Origin of the sequence: Photobacterium lutimaris, assembly GCF_003025555.1 — a bacterium.
In the GTDB taxonomy this organism is placed as follows: Bacteria; Pseudomonadota; Gammaproteobacteria; order Enterobacterales; family Vibrionaceae; genus Photobacterium; species Photobacterium lutimaris.
The window spans coordinates 86214-101661 of record NZ_PYMH01000017.1 but is presented as its reverse complement, the minus strand read 5'-3'; the positions used below and the strand labels follow the sequence as shown (position 1 = coordinate 101661).

The 15448-nt window shown below is 50.3% G+C and carries 10 protein-coding genes and 7 tRNA genes; 10 read left to right on the top strand and 7 right to left on the bottom strand.

Annotated elements, in window-relative coordinates:
- Positions 1-36: 36 nt before the first annotated feature.
- Positions 37-113 (top strand) — tRNA-Asp (locus C9I99_RS24185).
- A 142-nt stretch (positions 114-255) separates the two neighbouring features.
- Here C9I99_RS24185 and C9I99_RS24180 read toward each other — a convergent pair.
- Together C9I99_RS24180 and ilvY are read right to left on the bottom strand one after the other, a co-directional pair.
- Entirely contained in the window at positions 256-1461 is a 1206-nt protein-coding gene (locus C9I99_RS24180) for a Rossmann-fold NAD(P)-binding domain-containing protein (RefSeq protein ID WP_107351385.1), read from the bottom strand.
- A 21-nt stretch (positions 1462-1482) separates the two neighbouring features.
- Complete coding sequence (ilvY, locus tag C9I99_RS24175) at positions 1483-2361, bottom strand: HTH-type transcriptional activator IlvY (RefSeq protein WP_107351384.1); 879 nt, start codon at positions 2359-2361, stop codon at positions 1483-1485.
- Between the two features lie 131 nt (positions 2362-2492).
- Between ilvY and ilvC the strand changes: the two genes are divergently transcribed.
- Positions 2493-3977 carry a ketol-acid reductoisomerase gene (gene ilvC, locus C9I99_RS24170; RefSeq protein WP_107351383.1) on the top strand — a complete coding sequence of 495 codons (1485 nt, stop codon included), beginning with the start codon at positions 2493-2495 and terminating at the stop codon, positions 3975-3977.
- A gap of 70 nt (positions 3978-4047) precedes the next feature.
- On the opposite strand, the gene ubiK is transcribed toward ilvC, so the two are convergent.
- The 4 genes from ubiK to C9I99_RS24150 form a co-directional block, all read right to left on the bottom strand.
- Entirely contained in the window at positions 4048-4317 is a 270-nt protein-coding gene (gene ubiK / locus C9I99_RS24165; RefSeq protein WP_107351382.1) for a ubiquinone biosynthesis accessory factor UbiK, read from the bottom strand.
- A gap of 129 nt (positions 4318-4446) precedes the next feature.
- Positions 4447-7566, bottom strand: a complete 3120-nt coding sequence (locus tag C9I99_RS24160; protein WP_107351381.1) for a multidrug efflux RND transporter permease subunit — start codon at positions 7564-7566, stop codon at positions 4447-4449.
- 12 nt (positions 7567-7578) lie between these two features.
- Positions 7579-8685, bottom strand: a complete 1107-nt coding sequence (locus tag C9I99_RS24155; protein ID WP_107351380.1) for an efflux RND transporter periplasmic adaptor subunit — start codon at positions 8683-8685, stop codon at positions 7579-7581.
- Between the two features lie 35 nt (positions 8686-8720).
- A complete protein-coding gene (locus tag C9I99_RS24150; RefSeq protein ID WP_107351379.1) occupies positions 8721-9287 on the bottom strand; it encodes a TetR/AcrR family transcriptional regulator in 567 nt (188 codons plus the stop codon).
- 185 nt (positions 9288-9472) lie between these two features.
- Here C9I99_RS24150 and rep point away from each other — a divergent pair, with 185 nt between their 5' ends.
- Positions 9473-11488 (top strand): DNA helicase Rep, encoded by a 2016-nt coding sequence (gene rep, locus C9I99_RS24145; RefSeq protein WP_107351378.1) that lies wholly within the window; start codon positions 9473-9475, stop codon positions 11486-11488.
- A gap of 101 nt (positions 11489-11589) precedes the next feature.
- On the opposite strand, the gene C9I99_RS24140 is transcribed toward rep, so the two are convergent.
- Entirely contained in the window at positions 11590-12000 is a 411-nt protein-coding gene (locus C9I99_RS24140) for a c-type cytochrome (RefSeq protein ID WP_107351377.1), read from the bottom strand.
- A 290-nt stretch (positions 12001-12290) separates the two neighbouring features.
- Between C9I99_RS24140 and C9I99_RS24135 the strand changes: the two genes are divergently transcribed.
- The 7 genes from C9I99_RS24135 to C9I99_RS24105 all read left to right on the top strand — a co-directional run bounded on the left by C9I99_RS24135 (position 12291) and on the right by C9I99_RS24105 (position 15409).
- A tRNA-Arg gene (locus tag C9I99_RS24135) sits at positions 12291-12367 on the top strand.
- A gap of 35 nt (positions 12368-12402) precedes the next feature.
- A tRNA-His gene (locus C9I99_RS24130) sits at positions 12403-12478 on the top strand.
- 61 nt (positions 12479-12539) lie between these two features.
- Positions 12540-12616, top strand: a tRNA-Pro gene (locus C9I99_RS24125).
- Positions 12617-12625: 9 nt separating this feature from the next.
- Positions 12626-12701: transfer RNA gene (locus C9I99_RS24120), tRNA-His, on the top strand.
- 127 nt (positions 12702-12828) lie between these two features.
- Positions 12829-12905: transfer RNA gene (locus C9I99_RS24115), tRNA-Pro, on the top strand.
- A gap of 98 nt (positions 12906-13003) precedes the next feature.
- Positions 13004-13079: transfer RNA gene (locus C9I99_RS24110), tRNA-His, on the top strand.
- Between the two features lie 611 nt (positions 13080-13690).
- A complete protein-coding gene (locus tag C9I99_RS24105) occupies positions 13691-15409 on the top strand; it encodes a dipeptide ABC transporter ATP-binding protein (protein WP_107351376.1) in 1719 nt (572 codons plus the stop codon).
- Positions 15410-15448: the final 39 nt, after the last annotated feature.

Genomic DNA, 15448 nt, shown 5'->3' with positions numbered 1-15448 from the left:
GGTATCGGATAGAGACGAAAGTGTCTATCACCGTGTGGAGCGGTAGTTCAGTTGGTTAGAATACCGGCCTGTCACGCCGGGGGTCGCGGGTTCGAGTCCCGTCCGCTCCGCCACTTATACTAAGCCCAAGCAGAAATGCTTGGGCTTTTTTACATCTGTAGGTTTTGGTGCCACTCCAGTTCTTCATCATTTATGAAAAAGCCTCATCTTGCGATGAGGCTTTGTTCTATAAGACGGTAGCACCCGGTTGATGCCCTACTGGTAGTTATAAAAGTGCCGTAACCAGTGTTCGGCTATGGCGGTCTCGTCAGTCTCGTTTAATGGCTGGATCCCCGGTTTAAAATCGTCTGGTTGGCAAAGTAGCTGTAGTCCTGCCAGCATGTGCGCCGCTTCGAATAAATACAGAGTCGGATCACCCATGCCTGTTTTGAATGGGGTATTGGCTGATTCACCACCGGCAAGAAGGTAGAGGCGATGGCCCTGCCGCGTCTGATATTCACGGATTAGCTTATTCCCACCTACCTCTATTAGTGCGCCATTGGCTATCAGGCTTGGCAGGTTGAGCTCATCATCGGCCGAGGTCACGGTGGCGATAAAGCTGTTGTCATTGATGGTATCAAGGAGGTGTTCCGGGATCGCACCATTACCCGTACAGCAGTAAATCAAATTACATTCGTGAACCAATCGCTCTATCGAGCTGACTTGTACACCGTTGCGGGGAAATTGAGTTAGCCTTCTCGGGTCGATATCTGCAACTAGAATGTTGCCAATAGCTTTACCTTTAAGGTATTGGATCACCCCGCAGCCGAGGTTACCGGCACCAATCACACCTACCTTGAGGAACCCATCGTTATTGAGTTTCAAGCCAAATTCTTCACGCAGGATCTGATCGGAATAATGGACAATGCACTCTGAGGCCTCATAGTCTGCAGGGGCCTTGATGCTGAGGTGGGAGACCGTGACCAGAGGGTGATTCAGGTTGCGGTTTAGGTATTTGTACAAACCATTGGCGGTGAGTTCGGTGATGCCGACGAGTTGTTCTTTAAAGACTTTACCAAGGTGCTCGATGGCGTGAGAGAAGTAACCACCGTGATCGAGAAGCAGGAACTTGCTGTCCGCCTTGACGTATTGACGAATAAAGCTTTCAGCAGCAAGGGGGTCTCTGAGGTGTTCTTTGGTTATGTCATTATTGGCAATAGTACAGCTCGGCAGTTTCTCGATCGTTGCTTTGATTTCGCTGTTACCGTTGGCTGTTGCCCCCTTGGGGATAAAGATCAGTTGATGAGCAAGCTCGGCAAGGACATTGATATAAGGTAGCGAGCCTTCGTAGCAATGCATGACTGAAAAAATAATAAGGTTTTGCGGTGTGTTATAGCACTGCGAAATCTGTTTTAGGAAATCGTAGCCTTTGGCGGCATAAAAATCAGAGTAGTACGAATGAGTTAAGATTGGTTGGGGCATTATTATTATTCCATTGATAAATTAATTACAGCCAAAAAGATTCAGTAGCGCATAGAGTAACGGCTCATTCTGCCTGCTTTGTTTACAGCACAGACCCAAATGCATTGGTTGTACTTTTTCTTTTTCTAGCCGTTTGACTTTATTACCTACCGGGCTGTTCTCAATCACCACATCAGGAGCTATACCTACTCCACAGCCCAGGGCAACCATACTGACAATGGCTTCGTGACCACCGACTTGAGCATAAATATTAGGCTTTATCTTTTTGCTTTTTAGCCATCTATCGGCCTTATCCCTCGCTGTGCCCGACTCCGGTAGGATAAATGGCAGACTGGCCCAGTTCGGTGGTTCTGCCAATGCTTTTTGCAGGCTCGGTGGTGGAAGAAAAGGGGCGATGACCGACATCGAGACATTGTCGAGTTCGATATAGGTCATTTTCCCAGGCAAGGTCTCGGGTTTGGCTGCAATGGCGATATCAGCTTCATCTTGCTGTACTTTATCGATCGCTTGGGCGGGATCGCCGGTAAGCAGCTGGATTTCAACCTGGGGATAGAGCTGACGGAAACGGTTAAGAATATCGGGCAGGTGACTATAGCTGGCGGTGACGGAGCAAAATAGCTTGAGCTTACCTTGCAGCTTATGGTGGTGATCAGCAAGTTCAGCTTTGACTTCCTGCCAGTTAGAGACAATGAGTGCCGCTGTCGGCAATAAGGTTTGGCCAGCAGAGGTGAGTTCGACACTTCGATTGTCACGGACGAACAGACTTTGGCTTAAGTCTTCTTCGAGGCGTTGGATAATCCGGCTGAGGGCGGATGGGCTGATATGCATAGCCTGAGCGGTCTGGCTAAAGCTCTTTGACTCGCACAGGTGAAGGAATAACTGCAAGGTTTTTATGTTCATCTTCCATGTTGCACTTTTTGCAATGACTTATTGTGAATATATCACTTTGCGCAATTTACTGCGTGATCTACTATCGGATTATTCGACAAGCATTGTCGACCCAAGGAATAGAATTCACGGAGTTTGCTGTTATGGCTAATTATTTCAACACCCTTAATCTTCGCCAGCAATTAGATCAACTAGGTCGTTGTCGATTCATGGATCGCAACGAATTTGCCAACGAGGCTGATTACCTCAAGGGTAAGAAAGTCGTTATCGTCGGTTGTGGCGCTCAGGGCCTAAACCAGGGTCTAAACATGCGTGACTCTGGCCTGGATGTGGCTTATGCCCTTCGCCAGGCTGCTATCGACGAGCAGCGTCAGTCCTATAAGAATGCGAAAGAAAACGGTTTTGAAGTAGGTAGCTACGAAACGCTGATCCCAAAAGCGGATCTGGTTGTTAATCTAACGCCGGACAAGCAACATACCAATGTGGTTGAAACAGTGATGCCACTGATGAAGCAAGGTGCTTCACTTGGCTACTCCCACGGTTTCAACATTGTTGAAGAAGGTATGCAGATCCGCCCTGATATTACGGTTGTCATGGTGGCACCTAAGTGCCCGGGGACTGAGGTACGTGAAGAGTACAAGCGTGGTTTTGGTGTACCAACACTGATCGCGGTTCACCCAGAAAATGATCCTCAAGGTGATGGCCTAGAGATTGCCAAGGCATGGGCAGCTGCAACAGGCGGCCACCGTGCAGGCGTATTGGAGTCCTCTTTCGTTGCTGAAGTAAAATCTGATCTTATGGGTGAGCAGACTATTCTGTGTGGCATGCTCCAGGCTGGCTCGATTGTTTGCTACGAGAAAATGATTGCTGATGGTGTGGATGCGAGCTATGCCGGTAAGTTGCTGCAGTACGGTTGGGAAACCATTACCGAAGCACTGAAGTTCGGTGGTATCACTCATATGATGGATCGCTTGTCTAACCCTGCGAAAGTGAAAGCCTTTGAGCTATCAGAAGAGCTGAAAGATCTCATGCGTCCGCTTTACAACAAGCATATGGACGACATTATTACTGGCCACTTCTCTAGCACTATGATGGCTGACTGGGCCAACGACGATGTGAACCTATTGGGTTGGCGTGGTGAGACAGCAGAAACCGCATTTGAGAACTACCCAGATAGTGATATTGAGATCTCAGAACAAGAGTATTTCGATAACGGCATCTTGATGGTGGCAATGGTACGTGCTGGTGTTGAACTAGCGTTCGAAGCAATGACGGCTTCCGGCATTATCGAGGAGTCGGCTTACTATGAGTCACTGCACGAGTTGCCACTGATTGCTAACACTATTGCCCGTAAGCGCCTATACGAGATGAACGTGGTTATCTCTGATACGGCTGAATACGGTAATTACCTGTTTGCCAATGTTGCCACGCCTCTATTGCGTGAGAAGTTCATGCCATCTGTAGGCACGGATGTTATCGGCAAGGGCCTAGGTGAGACCTCTAACCAGGTTGATAATGCAACGCTTATTACGGTGAATGACACCATCCGCAATCACCCGGTTGAATATATCGGTGAAGAATTGCGTGGCTACATGACTGACATGAAGCGCATTGCTGTAGGCGGTTAATTTCCCCCTGCAAGCCAAGCATAAAAAAGCCCGGACAATATCCGGGCTTTTTGTTGGCAATGTCGCAAGATTACTCTTGTTCTGTATCTGCCTTTGGTGCCAAACGGCCTTCTAGCTCATCGAGCTTCTGCTCAAGTGCCGATAGTTTTTGGCGGGTACGTAGTAGCACCTGAGTCTGTACATCAAACTCTTCACGGCTGACAACATCCAGTTTACCAAGCTGTGCTTGGATCACCTGGCGCACTTTTTGTTCTACATCGTTGCCCAACTCTTTGACTGGCTGAGGCATGGAATCCTGGATCTGCTTGGCCACTTGCTCAAGTTTCTTTGGATCAAACATAGCTTAGTTAACTCCGTAACGGCATTTCATCTGTTGTCGTTATTTTATTCAAATATAACAGGATTGTCGTTGCTGTTGATACAAAATAAAAGAGGCCGTGTAAAACGGCCTCTTTGCTCACTGTGTAGACTAGCAATCGTGCGCTTCTTTCAGAGCGTTGCGTGCTTCATCAGCACGCTTAAGCTTTTCCAAGTCTTTGTCCTCGACAAAGACCGGCAGCGGTTTATGAATGCTCGCAAGGTAAGAATAAATCACCGGCAGTACAAACAAGGTGAATACCGTACCGATAGCCAGGCCGGCAACGATAACAATACCGATACTGAAGCGCTGAGCCGCACCGGCACCGGTAGCGTACAGTAGCGGGATCAGGCCGGCTATCATTGCAGCCGTGGTCATCAGAATTGGACGCAGACGAATTTTCGCCGCTTCCATTACTGCTGCCGTTCGGTCTTTCTTGTGGTGCAGTTGCTCTTCTTTGGCAACCTCACAAATCAAGATACCGTGTTTGGTGATAAGCCCAATCAGGGTGATGAGACCGACCTGCGAGTAGATATTCATCGAGGCGGCACCCCACGCCAAGGCGATCAGGGCACCACAGATTGCCAGCGGTACCGACACCATGATAACCAGTGGGTCGCGCAGCGATTCAAACTGGATCGCCAGAACCAGGAAGATGATCGCCAATGCCAAGGCAAAGGTGGTGTACAGCGCATTACCTTCGGTCACGAACTGACGGGCCTCACCCATGAAGTCATACTGGTAACCTGCAGGTAGGGTACTGGCAGCTTCGTTCTGGAACCAGTTGATTGCATCACCCATCGCGACACCCGGTGCAGGAACTGCGCCGACGGTGGCTGAGTTCAGCTGGTTGAAGTGCGGCAGTGAACGCGGTTCAGACACAACGTCAATCGTCACCAGGCTCCCCAGTGGAATCGCATTGCCGTCAGCGGCGCGGACATAGTAGCCCTTAAGTGACTCAGGGTTGAGGCGGTACTTACGCTCCACCTGCGGGATCACCTCGTAAGAGCGGCCGTTGAGGTCGATACGGTTGACATAACCATCGGCCATCATGGTACTCAGGGTGATACCGATATCCTGCATCGTTACACCATAGGCACCGGCTTTGTCCTTGTCGATCTTGATCTTCATCGTTGCCGAGTCGTAGTTCAGATCGAGATCCGAGTAGACAAACATTGGGTTGCTTTTCACCTTACCCAAAATATCACTACTGATCTGGAATAGGCTCTCGAAGCTGTTCGGTGTAGTGAGCACGAACTGGATTGGCAAGCCAGAGCCCGCGCCGGGTAGCTCAGGCATCTGGAATGCCGTGACGGCCATTTCCGGTACGTCCTTCACCAAGTCCGTCACTCGCTTGACCACTTCAGCCTGGCTCGCTTCACGTTCGCTCCACGGTACCATCGAGGCAATACCAAAGGCCTGGTTGGAGTTCGGTACCCCTGAGAAAACTTGGGCAAAGGCTACTTCTGGCTGTTCGACCAGCATACGGTTCACTTCGCCCATGGTGTTCTCGATATAATCGAGGTTGGCATTTGATGGTGCGGTGCCCATCATAACCAGTACGCCTTTATCTTCCGATGGGGCCAGTTCACTCGGGATGAACTTGAACAGCACAGGCATAACACCGAATACCAGCAGTGCGAACACTATGACCACAGGGCGCATTGTCATGATCCCGCCAAGCATTTTCTCGTAGCGGTTGGTCATGCGATCAAGGAAATGGTGCACCGTGGTTTCGAATTTGCTTGGCTTTTCGTTGGCCTTCAGCATTTTCGAACACATCATCGGTGAAAGTGTCAGGGCGATGATCCCCGAGACGAATACTGCACCAGCCAGGGTCAGGGCAAATTCCTTGAACAGTGAACCGGTGATCCCACCCATCATTGCAATAGGCGCATACACCGCACCCAGTGTCAGGGTCATGGCAATAACCGGAACGGCGATTTCACGGGTACCGATAATCGCTGCTCGGAACGGCGACTCCCCTTCCTTGATATGACGGTCGACGTTTTCCAGTACCACGATGGCATCATCAACCACGAGGCCGATAGCCAGTACCATTGCCAGCAGGGTCATCAGGTTCCATGAGAAACCGAAGGCCTGCATCACCATGGCAACGCCAATCAAGGAGAGCGGAATGGTGACAATCGGAATAATAACGGCACGGAACGAGCCGAGGAACAAGGTGATCACCACCAGTACGATCAATGCTGCTTCGGCAATGGTCTTGATAACTTCATTGATAGACTCGTTAATCGCAATGGTCGAGTCATACATGATGTTCATCGAGATGTTGCTTGGCATGTTGCGCTCTAGTTCTGGCAACAGCTCATAGACATCAGCGGCAATGTTGATCGGGTTGGCACTAGGCGCGGCGTTGATCGCCGCGACAACGGCCTCTTCACCGTTGGCAGATGCACGATAGACATCGTGGCTCTTCTCCAGGGTTACCTTGGCGATATCACCGAGGCGGATCACCTGGCCTTCCTTGGTGGATACGACCAGCTTTTCCAGATCATCGGTATTGCTCACCTGGGTATCAGCCGTACCGTTGTACAGCACGAACTCGCCCGTCGCCTGACCGGTGGCCGACTGGTAGTTGTTGGCGTTCAGTACGCTCATTACGTCCGACGCTGTCAGGTTATAGGCCGCCATCTTGGCCGGATCCAACCACACGCGCAGGGCATATTTCATCCCGCCGTACAGGTCGACCTTGGAGACACCGTTGACCGTGAACAGCTGCGGGTTGATCACTCGCTCCAGGTAATCGGTGATCTGGCTAGAAACCAACTCATCACTGGTAAAGCCGATATACATGACCGCTGTTGTCGATCCTGTCGACATGGTCACGGTTGGGTCTTCGGCTTCTTTGGGTAGCTGCGAGCGAACCGAGTTAGTCTTGGCAAGGATATCTGCCAGGGCCGCATTCGGATCGGTGTTGAGCTTCATGGTGACCGTGATGGTCGATGAACCGAGCACCGATGACGAGGTCATGAAGTCGATATTGTCAGCCTGTGCGATGGCCTGTTCCAATGGCTGGGTAATAAAGCCCTGGATCAGATCGGCACTGGCGCCGTAGTAGCTGGTGGTCACCGTCACTACGGTATTGGTCATGTCAGGGTATTCCCTGACCTGCATTTTGAAGATTGCCTGCAGGCCAAGAAGGGCGATCAAAAAGCTGATCGATACCGCTAACACAGGACGTTTAATAAAAACATCTGTAAAGCGCATGGCTCCTCCGGATCACAGCATTGGGGTTTTAGCTGGGGCTTCCAGCGAGTTGCTTTCTACCACGCGTACTTTGGCATGGTTACTCAGGCGTACTTGACCGGAAGTCACGACGGTATCTCCCGTTTTCACACCCTCTAGGATGTGGACGCTGTTACCTTTGCGCTCACCGACTTTGATGACGGACTGGGTAACCCGGAGGACTCCGTTTTCATCTTCACCGGCCAGGTAGACATTATCGCCATACAGGGTATAGGTGATCGCCGACTGTGGCAGGATGATCTGATCTTCCTGTGTCGGCAGAATGATGTGGGCACGGGCAAACATACCGCTACGAAGCTGACCTTCGTTGTTCGGAATATCAGCCTGGATCTGTACCAAACCGCTCTGGTAGTTCACCGCAGGCTCAATCGCGCTGATATTGCCGCTAAATGGCGTTTCCGGATAGGCGTCAACAACGATCTCAACCTCCTGACCCAAGTGAATATCTGAGATATCAGTCTGGGGTACCGTAAAGCGCAGTTTCATCAGAGAGGTATCTTCAAGGCGTACCACATCGTCACCCGGCTGGATGTATTCACCGAGGAACACATTACGCAGACCGACCACACCGTCAAACGGTGCCTTGATGGTGCGGCGTTCAATCGTCGCTTTTAGGCTTTCGATATCGGCAGCCAATGAAAAGTACGACGCTTCGGCATCATCATAGGCTTCTTTGGAAATCGACCCTTTCTTGAATAGGCCACGGTAGCGCTCATACTTGGCCTTGGCTGCTGGAAGGCGAGCTTGGGTACTTTTTAGGTTGGCAGCCTCGACATCGGAGTCAAGCGCCAGGAGTTGTTGCTCTGCTTTGACGGCGGCACCGGACTCAAAGTCGAGGGTTTTGATCACGCCTGCCACTTCGGTGGTAATGGTGACACCCTGATTTGGTTCGATAAAGCCGATGGCTTCGATGGCTGGAACCCAATTGCCCGGATTGGCGGTGGTCACCGTGACCGGAAATTCCGGTTCAGGCATGTTGGCCATATATTCGGCGATTTTTTGTTGTTTGAAGAGATTGAAACCAATCACGCTGCCAAATAGCAGCAATGCGATCAGTAGCATCACTATCCACTTTTTCATTGTTGGGTGTGCTCCGAAGTTAGCTAATGTAATGTTTAATGTTTAATGATGGCGTCCCATGAGGCTAGGATGGCAGCTTCTAGTGCTTCATCGCTGACCTTGTAAACGCCGTTTATATGTTTGCGAGCCAAGCAAGCGCTTGGCTCAAGGCTCAGTGCGCTCAAGAGTTCGTTATCCAGATTTTTGAACAGGCCAGAAGCCTTTCCTTCTTCGAATAACGTGTTTACCTTGGCGAACATTTTCTTTTCTAATAATTTTTGTTCATGGCTTTCGCGCCGGGGCAGGTTCTCGAACTGACCACGGTTGATCAGTGGGGCATCTTCTTGGGTCGCCATATTCCAGATGTTTAACCACATAGTGCGAAACCTATGCTGCAATGGCATGTCATCTGACACGTTGTGGCTGATTTTGTTCGCGACATAGGCCAAAATATGATCATGGAGCTGTTGCAACAGATCATCTTTGTCCTCGAAATAGCGATAAATCGTCCCCGCAGCTACCCCTGCCTCCTTGGCCACCATTTGCATCGAAATCCCATGAAAGCCATGTTTTGCCAGTAACGTTTCCGTTGCCTGGAGAATGCGTTTTTTCTTGTCACTCATAAAAGGCAGTTGTAAATAAAAATGATGAATGAATGTTCATTCATTATTCTATGATGCCTGAGTATATGTGCAAGCAGTTTTTTATATCGTAAGGATAAGCAGGCTAAAGAGGTTGGCGAATAGACAATGGCGGTGAACCCGCTACAATGCGCCTGCTGGCCCGAAGATCAACACAGGATACGTCAATGAAATTGAACCCTAGGCAAAACGAAGCGGTAAAATACGTCGCTGGACCGTGTTTGGTCCTTGCCGGCGCTGGCTCGGGTAAAACCCGGGTGATCACCAATAAAATTGCCTACTTGGTTCAGCAATGTGACTACAAAGCCCGCAACATTGCGGCGCTGACCTTTACCAACAAGGCGGCCCGTGAGATGAAGGAGCGGGTGGGACAGACGCTTGGCAAGCAGGAAGCCAAGGGGCTGATGGTCTCAACGTTTCATACCCTGGGACTCAATATCATCCGCCGTGAGTACAAGGCGCTGGGGCTCAAAGCCAGTTTCTCGCTGTTTGATGACCAAGACCAGATGGCGTTGCTCAAAGAATTGACCGAGCAGCAGATTGATGGCGACAAGGATTTACTCAAGCAGCTGTTGTCGACGATTTCCAACTGGAAAAATGACATGCTGTCACCGGCACAGGCCAAGGCGCATGCCTCAAGCGAGCGCGATCAGATGTTCGCCTATTGCTATGAAATGTACCAGCGGCAGATGAAGGCGTACAACGCCCTTGATTTCGATGACTTGATTTTGATGCCAGTGCTACTGCTGCGTGATAATCAAGAAGTGCGCCAGCGCTGGCAGAACAAGATCCGCTACCTGCTGGTGGATGAATACCAGGATACCAACACCAGCCAGTATATTTTCGTTAAGCTGCTGGTCGGTGAACGTGCCCGCTTTACCGTGGTTGGCGATGATGACCAGTCGATCTATTCTTGGCGTGGTGCCCAGCCGGAAAATTTGGTGCAGCTTAGCAAAGACTTCCCTAGCCTGAAGGTTGTTAAGCTGGAGCAGAATTATCGCTCGACCAGCCGTATCCTGCGCACCGCGAATATTTTGATTGCCAACAATCCGCACGTGTTCGAAAAAAGCCTGTTCTCGGAGATCCCCGACGGCGAGGTGCTCAAGGTGATCACCGCCAAAAACGAAGAGCACGAAGCGGAAAAGGTGGTGGGGGAGTTGATTGCCCATCGCTTTCTCAATAATACCCAGTACAAGGACTATGCCATCCTGTACCGTGGCAACCACCAGTCGCGCCTGTTCGAGAAAGCCCTGATGCAAAACCGGATCCCCTATAAGATTTCCGGTGGTACCTCGTTTTTCTCTCGGGCTGAGATCAAAGACATCATGGCGTACCTGCGCCTGCTGACTAATCTGGATGATGACAATGCCTTCCTGCGCATCGTCAATACCCCGCGCCGTGAAATTGGCCCGGTGACATTGGAGAAGCTCGGTACCTATGCCAACATGCGTGGCAAGAGCCTGTTTGCCGCCAGCTTTGAAATGGGGCTGGAGCAGCACTTGTCGGGCCGAGGTTTGGAATCCCTGCAGCGCTTCACGCGTTGGGTTGTCGAGTTATCCGATAATGCTGAGCGCGGTGATACTGTTGCGGCTGTGCGCCAGTTGGTACGGGATATCAACTACGAAGATTGGCTGTATGAGACATCGGCCAGCCCGAAAGCAGCCGAGATGCGGATGAAGAACGTCTCTGACCTGTATAGTTGGATCACTGCCGACCTGGAAGGTGATAACTACGACCAGGAAGTGAAGACCCTCAAGGAAGTGGTTCAGCGCCTGACCCTGCGCGATATGATGGAGCGGGGCGAAGATGACGATGATGCTGATCAGGTTCAGCTTATGACCTTGCACGCCTCGAAAGGTCTGGAGTTCCCTTACGTGTACCTTGTGGGTAGCGAAGAGGGGATCTTACCGCACCAAACCAGTGTTGATGAAGACAATGTTGAGGAAGAGCGACGCTTGGCCTACGTGGGGATCACCCGCGCCCAGAAGGAGCTGACCTTTACCCTGTGCAAGGAGCGTCGCCAGTTCGGTGAATTAATTAAACCTGAGCCAAGCCGGTTCTTGTTTGAGTTGCCGCAAGATGATCTGGAATGGGAGGCTGATAAAAAACCAATGACCCAGGAACAGCGGATGCAGAAGGGCCAAGCCCACATAGCCAATATCCGGGCGATGTTCAAGAAATAGTGTTGCTATCTATGAGCAACACTATTGCCGGACGAGACAGCATATAAAGAAAAAGCGAGGGCCGGTGGCACTCGCTTTTATCATTGTTGGGGAGAGGTTGATTACAGCCCTTCGATCATATGGTCAATGGCGGCAATGATTTCGTCATCGCTACAGTCCATACATGATCCCTTGGCTGGCATGGCATTGAAGCCGTTAATCGCGTGGTCTGCCAGTACATCATTGCCCTTGGCGAGACGAGGGCTCCAGTCAGTCGAGTCACCAATCTTTGGTGCCCCCATGATTCCCGTTCCATGACAGGCTGCGCAGAAGGTACCGTAGACGGTATCACCACTACGAGGGCCAGCAGCCACGATCGGGCCAGCAGGGGCGTCGCCCTCAAGGTAAACGGAGCCTACCGGTTTGATACGTTCTGCGATAGCCTCATCTGACATATCGGCTGCCACTGCGGTGCCGGCAAATGCCAGGGCAGCAACGGCCGCTACCATAAGTTGTCGAAGAGAAAATTCCATTGAGCTCACCTTTACACTTCCAGATCATTATGTGCTGTTGCCACAGTCTTATTCGTGCTTGTTGTAGTCAAACTGTTGAGACAAGGCAGGTATTATTTACAGAATGTTTAATTTGTAAAAACAACGTGAGTATATCGCCTATTTTCGCTGTGATAAACTAGGCGGCTGCTTTTGTATGATGCGAATCAACAGTTATTTGCCTATATTTGCAGCGAACGAGAAAAAAACTTAAAAAAACACTTTACGAGGAGGGCCCCGATCCGTAATATTCACCTCCGCCGATAGGGCATGCGCCCGTAGCTCAGCTGGATAGAGCGTTGGCCTCCGGAGCCAAAGGTCGAAGGTTCGAATCCTTTCGGGCGCGCCATTCCGGACAGGATCGTATCGGCGAAAGTAACATTGGTGGCTATAGCTCAGTTGGTAGAGTCCCGGATTGTGATTCCGGTTGTCGCGGGTTCAAATCCCGTTAGCCACCCCATATTTATAGGTATTGATTATAATGTCAGTATCTAGAGGTGAAAACCTCAACAGAATTAAGTCGGTGAATAGCGCAGCTTGGTAGCGCATCTGGTTTGGGACCAGAGGGTCGGGGGTTCGAATCCCTCTTCACCGACCACTTACAATGGTGGCTATAGCTCAGTTGGTAGAGTCCCGGATTGTGATTCCGGTTGTCGCGGGTTCAAATCCCGTTAGCCACCCCATTATTAAAGACTTCATTATTGAAGCGCTTGTCATGAATCGCCTAGTTTGATAGTGCATCATGGCTCTTGGTAATAGCGGACCAGAGGGTAACCCTCTTGGAGCAAAACCAAGGAAAAAGAATTTTGTCGGTGAATAGCGCAGCTTGGTAGCGCATCTGGTTTGGGACCAGAGGGTCGGGGGTTCGAATCCCTCTTCACCGACCACTCTTCGAAAGCCTCGTCAGAAACGGCGAGGCTTTTATACATCCAAGAGATGTATTCGGTTAGTGGTTATCACCCCCTTTCACTAACCATAAATAATGGTGGCTATAGCTCAGTTGGTAGAGTCCCGGATTGTGATTCCGGTTGTCGCGGGTTCAAATCCCGTTAGCCACCCCATTCTTAAAAAGCCTCGTCAGAAATGACGGGGCTTTTTTCGTTTACGGCTTATCTTCGACCTTTGAAGCCCTTCTGAGGGTCCTTTCTAACTACCCTGTATTCTGCCTCTCCCTTCCTTTGCTTCCTGTCGGAGACTGGACCCATCTCCCACTTCTCGTAAAAGTGTGATCTGCTGCCAATAATGTTTTGTTACAGCTTAGCCTTCTGGTTTGTGCTTGATATGCGGGATATAGATTCAACTAATAGCGGTAGTGTAGCGCTTGTTTCTGAATTGTTAACTGTGGCTTTTGGGGTATTTGTATATTTATGCAAAATGAAAAAGTGTTAGCTGTATCATATGACAGTGGTTGCAGTTTCTTCCACTGCTGGTGGTCGGTGTTACGTGCAGAGGTTATTGCTGCTTTCACTCCTGTTTTCTTGTTCTTCTTTCATATTATGTGATTATTTATTCTTTTTTTATTCGTTTTGCTGGTTTTTACTCATGCGTTGTTGATTTTTTGTGAAATATTTGACAGATTATGACCTGAACATATATTCAGCAAATTATGCTGAAAGAAGGGATTCAATTTTTCAGACAGGGCAGAACGCTGCCAAGCAGTTGGGGTCTGGTAATGGCTTTATTGGAAGTGAAAAACCTGCGTATCGAATACCCATCACGACATGGGGTTCATGCGGCAGTGAAATCGCTCTCGTTTTCGATTGAGCGAGGGGAGATTGTCGGCGTGGTCGGTGAGTCCGGTGCCGGAAAGTCGACCGTGGGCAATGCAGTTATTGATTTGCTCAGCCCGCCAGGGCGAGTTGCGAGTGGAGATGTCTATCTTGATGGGGAGCTTATCTCGGGGTTGAAACCAGAGCAGATGCGCTCGGTTCGGGGGTCGAAGATCGGTTTTATCTTTCAGGACCCGATGACATCGCTTAATCCACTGTTTACGGTTGAGCAACAACTGACCGAGACAATTGTCACCAACCTGAAAGTGAGTCAGGCAGAAGCGGTGAAGCGGTCCATCAACCTGATGGAGCAAGTCGGGATCCCGCAACCAGAAATACGTATCAAACAGTATCCGCATCAGTTTTCAGGTGGTATGCGTCAGCGGGTGGTGATTGCGATAGCCTTAGCGGGTGAACCGGATTTGATCATTGCCGATGAACCCACGACAGCGTTGGATGTGTCGATTCAAGATCAGATCCTCAATCTTATCCGCGAACTGTGCGTGAAGAAGAACGTTGGCTGTATGTTGGTGACCCATGATATGGGCGTCGTGTCCAATGTGACCGATAGGGTCGCGGTGATGTACCGCGGTGATCTGGTCGAGTTTGGTGAGACGGAGCAGGTATTATGCCGCCCGAATCACCCGTATACCCAAAGTTTGATTTCAGCCGTTCCGCGTTCCGATATCAAGCTCAAGCGCTTCCCGCTGGTCAGTTATATCGAAGATGCCCAGGAAATGAGTCAGCTCGATGTGAAAAATCATTGGCTGGGCCAAAGTGAAGATCAACGTAGTTATACCGGAGCCTTGCTGCAGGTTGAGAATGTTAATCTACGCTTTGTCACCAAGGATTCTTTTTTCGAAAGCCGTCGTGAATACGTCCAGGCGAATAATGACGTCAGTTTTGAGATCTTTGAAGGGGAAACGTTCGGTTTGGTGGGAGAGTCGGGCTCGGGTAAGTCGACGATCGCCCGAGCGATCACTGGCTTGTATCCGCCTAACTCCGGTAAAATTACCTTTGAAGGTGTCGATCTTACGGCACTCAAAAATGAAGCAGAGCGCCGTCCGCTGCGTCGCCAGATGCAGATGGTATTCCAGAACCCTTACACTTCGATGAACCCGCGGATGAAGGTTGCCGATATCATCGCCGAACCCATTCGTTTCCATAAACTGACTGAGAGCGAAAGCCAGACTCGACAAATCGTTAATGATTTGCTCGACCACGTCGGATTGGGCAGTGCATCCGGTGTAAAGTACCCGCATGAATTTTCGGGTGGCCAACGCCAGCGGATTTCGATTGCCCGGGCATTGGCCACCCGTCCCCGTCTATTGATTTGTGATGAACCGACATCGGCGCTAGATGTGTCGGTCCAGGCGCAGATCCTCAATCTACTCAAAGATCTCCAGGACGAGCTGAACTTGACCATGCTGTTCATCAGCCATGATCTCCCAGTGATCCGCCAAATGTGCGATCGCATTGGGGTGATGCAGCGAGGCACCTTGCTCGAGGTCGCCCCGACCGAGCAGTTGTTCACTGCGCCGCAACACGAGTACAGCCGCCAACTTATCTCGCTGATGCCTGAGTTCAAGGGCATGAGCCAAGAAGGACTGAAGTTAGCTTAACTATTTGATGCCGCTGCTTGCAGCGGCAATAGGACACAA

Bases quoted from the DNA above. Each gene is read 5' to 3' on its own strand.
- C9I99_RS24180 (WP_107351385.1), bottom strand. From the start codon at position 1,461: ATGCCCCAACCAATCTTAACTCATTCGTACTACTCTGATTTTTATGCC.
- C9I99_RS24155 (WP_107351380.1), bottom strand. From the start codon at position 8,685: ATGAAAAAGTGGATAGTGATGCTACTGATCGCATTGCTGCTATTTGGC.
- C9I99_RS24150 (WP_107351379.1), bottom strand. From the start codon at position 9,287: ATGAGTGACAAGAAAAAACGCATTCTCCAGGCAACGGAAACGTTACTG.
- C9I99_RS24105 (WP_107351376.1), top strand. From the start codon at position 13,691: ATGGCTTTATTGGAAGTGAAAAACCTGCGTATCGAATACCCATCACGA.
- ubiK (WP_107351382.1), bottom strand. From the start codon at position 4,317: ATGTTTGATCCAAAGAAACTTGAGCAAGTGGCCAAGCAGATCCAGGAT.
- ilvC (WP_107351383.1), top strand. From the start codon at position 2,493: ATGGCTAATTATTTCAACACCCTTAATCTTCGCCAGCAATTAGATCAA.
- C9I99_RS24140 (WP_107351377.1), bottom strand. From the start codon at position 12,000: ATGGAATTTTCTCTTCGACAACTTATGGTAGCGGCCGTTGCTGCCCTG.
- C9I99_RS24160 (WP_107351381.1), bottom strand. From the start codon at position 7,566: ATGCGCTTTACAGATGTTTTTATTAAACGTCCTGTGTTAGCGGTATCG.
- rep (WP_107351378.1), top strand. From the start codon at position 9,473: ATGAAATTGAACCCTAGGCAAAACGAAGCGGTAAAATACGTCGCTGGA.
- ilvY (WP_107351384.1), bottom strand. From the start codon at position 2,361: ATGAACATAAAAACCTTGCAGTTATTCCTTCACCTGTGCGAGTCAAAG.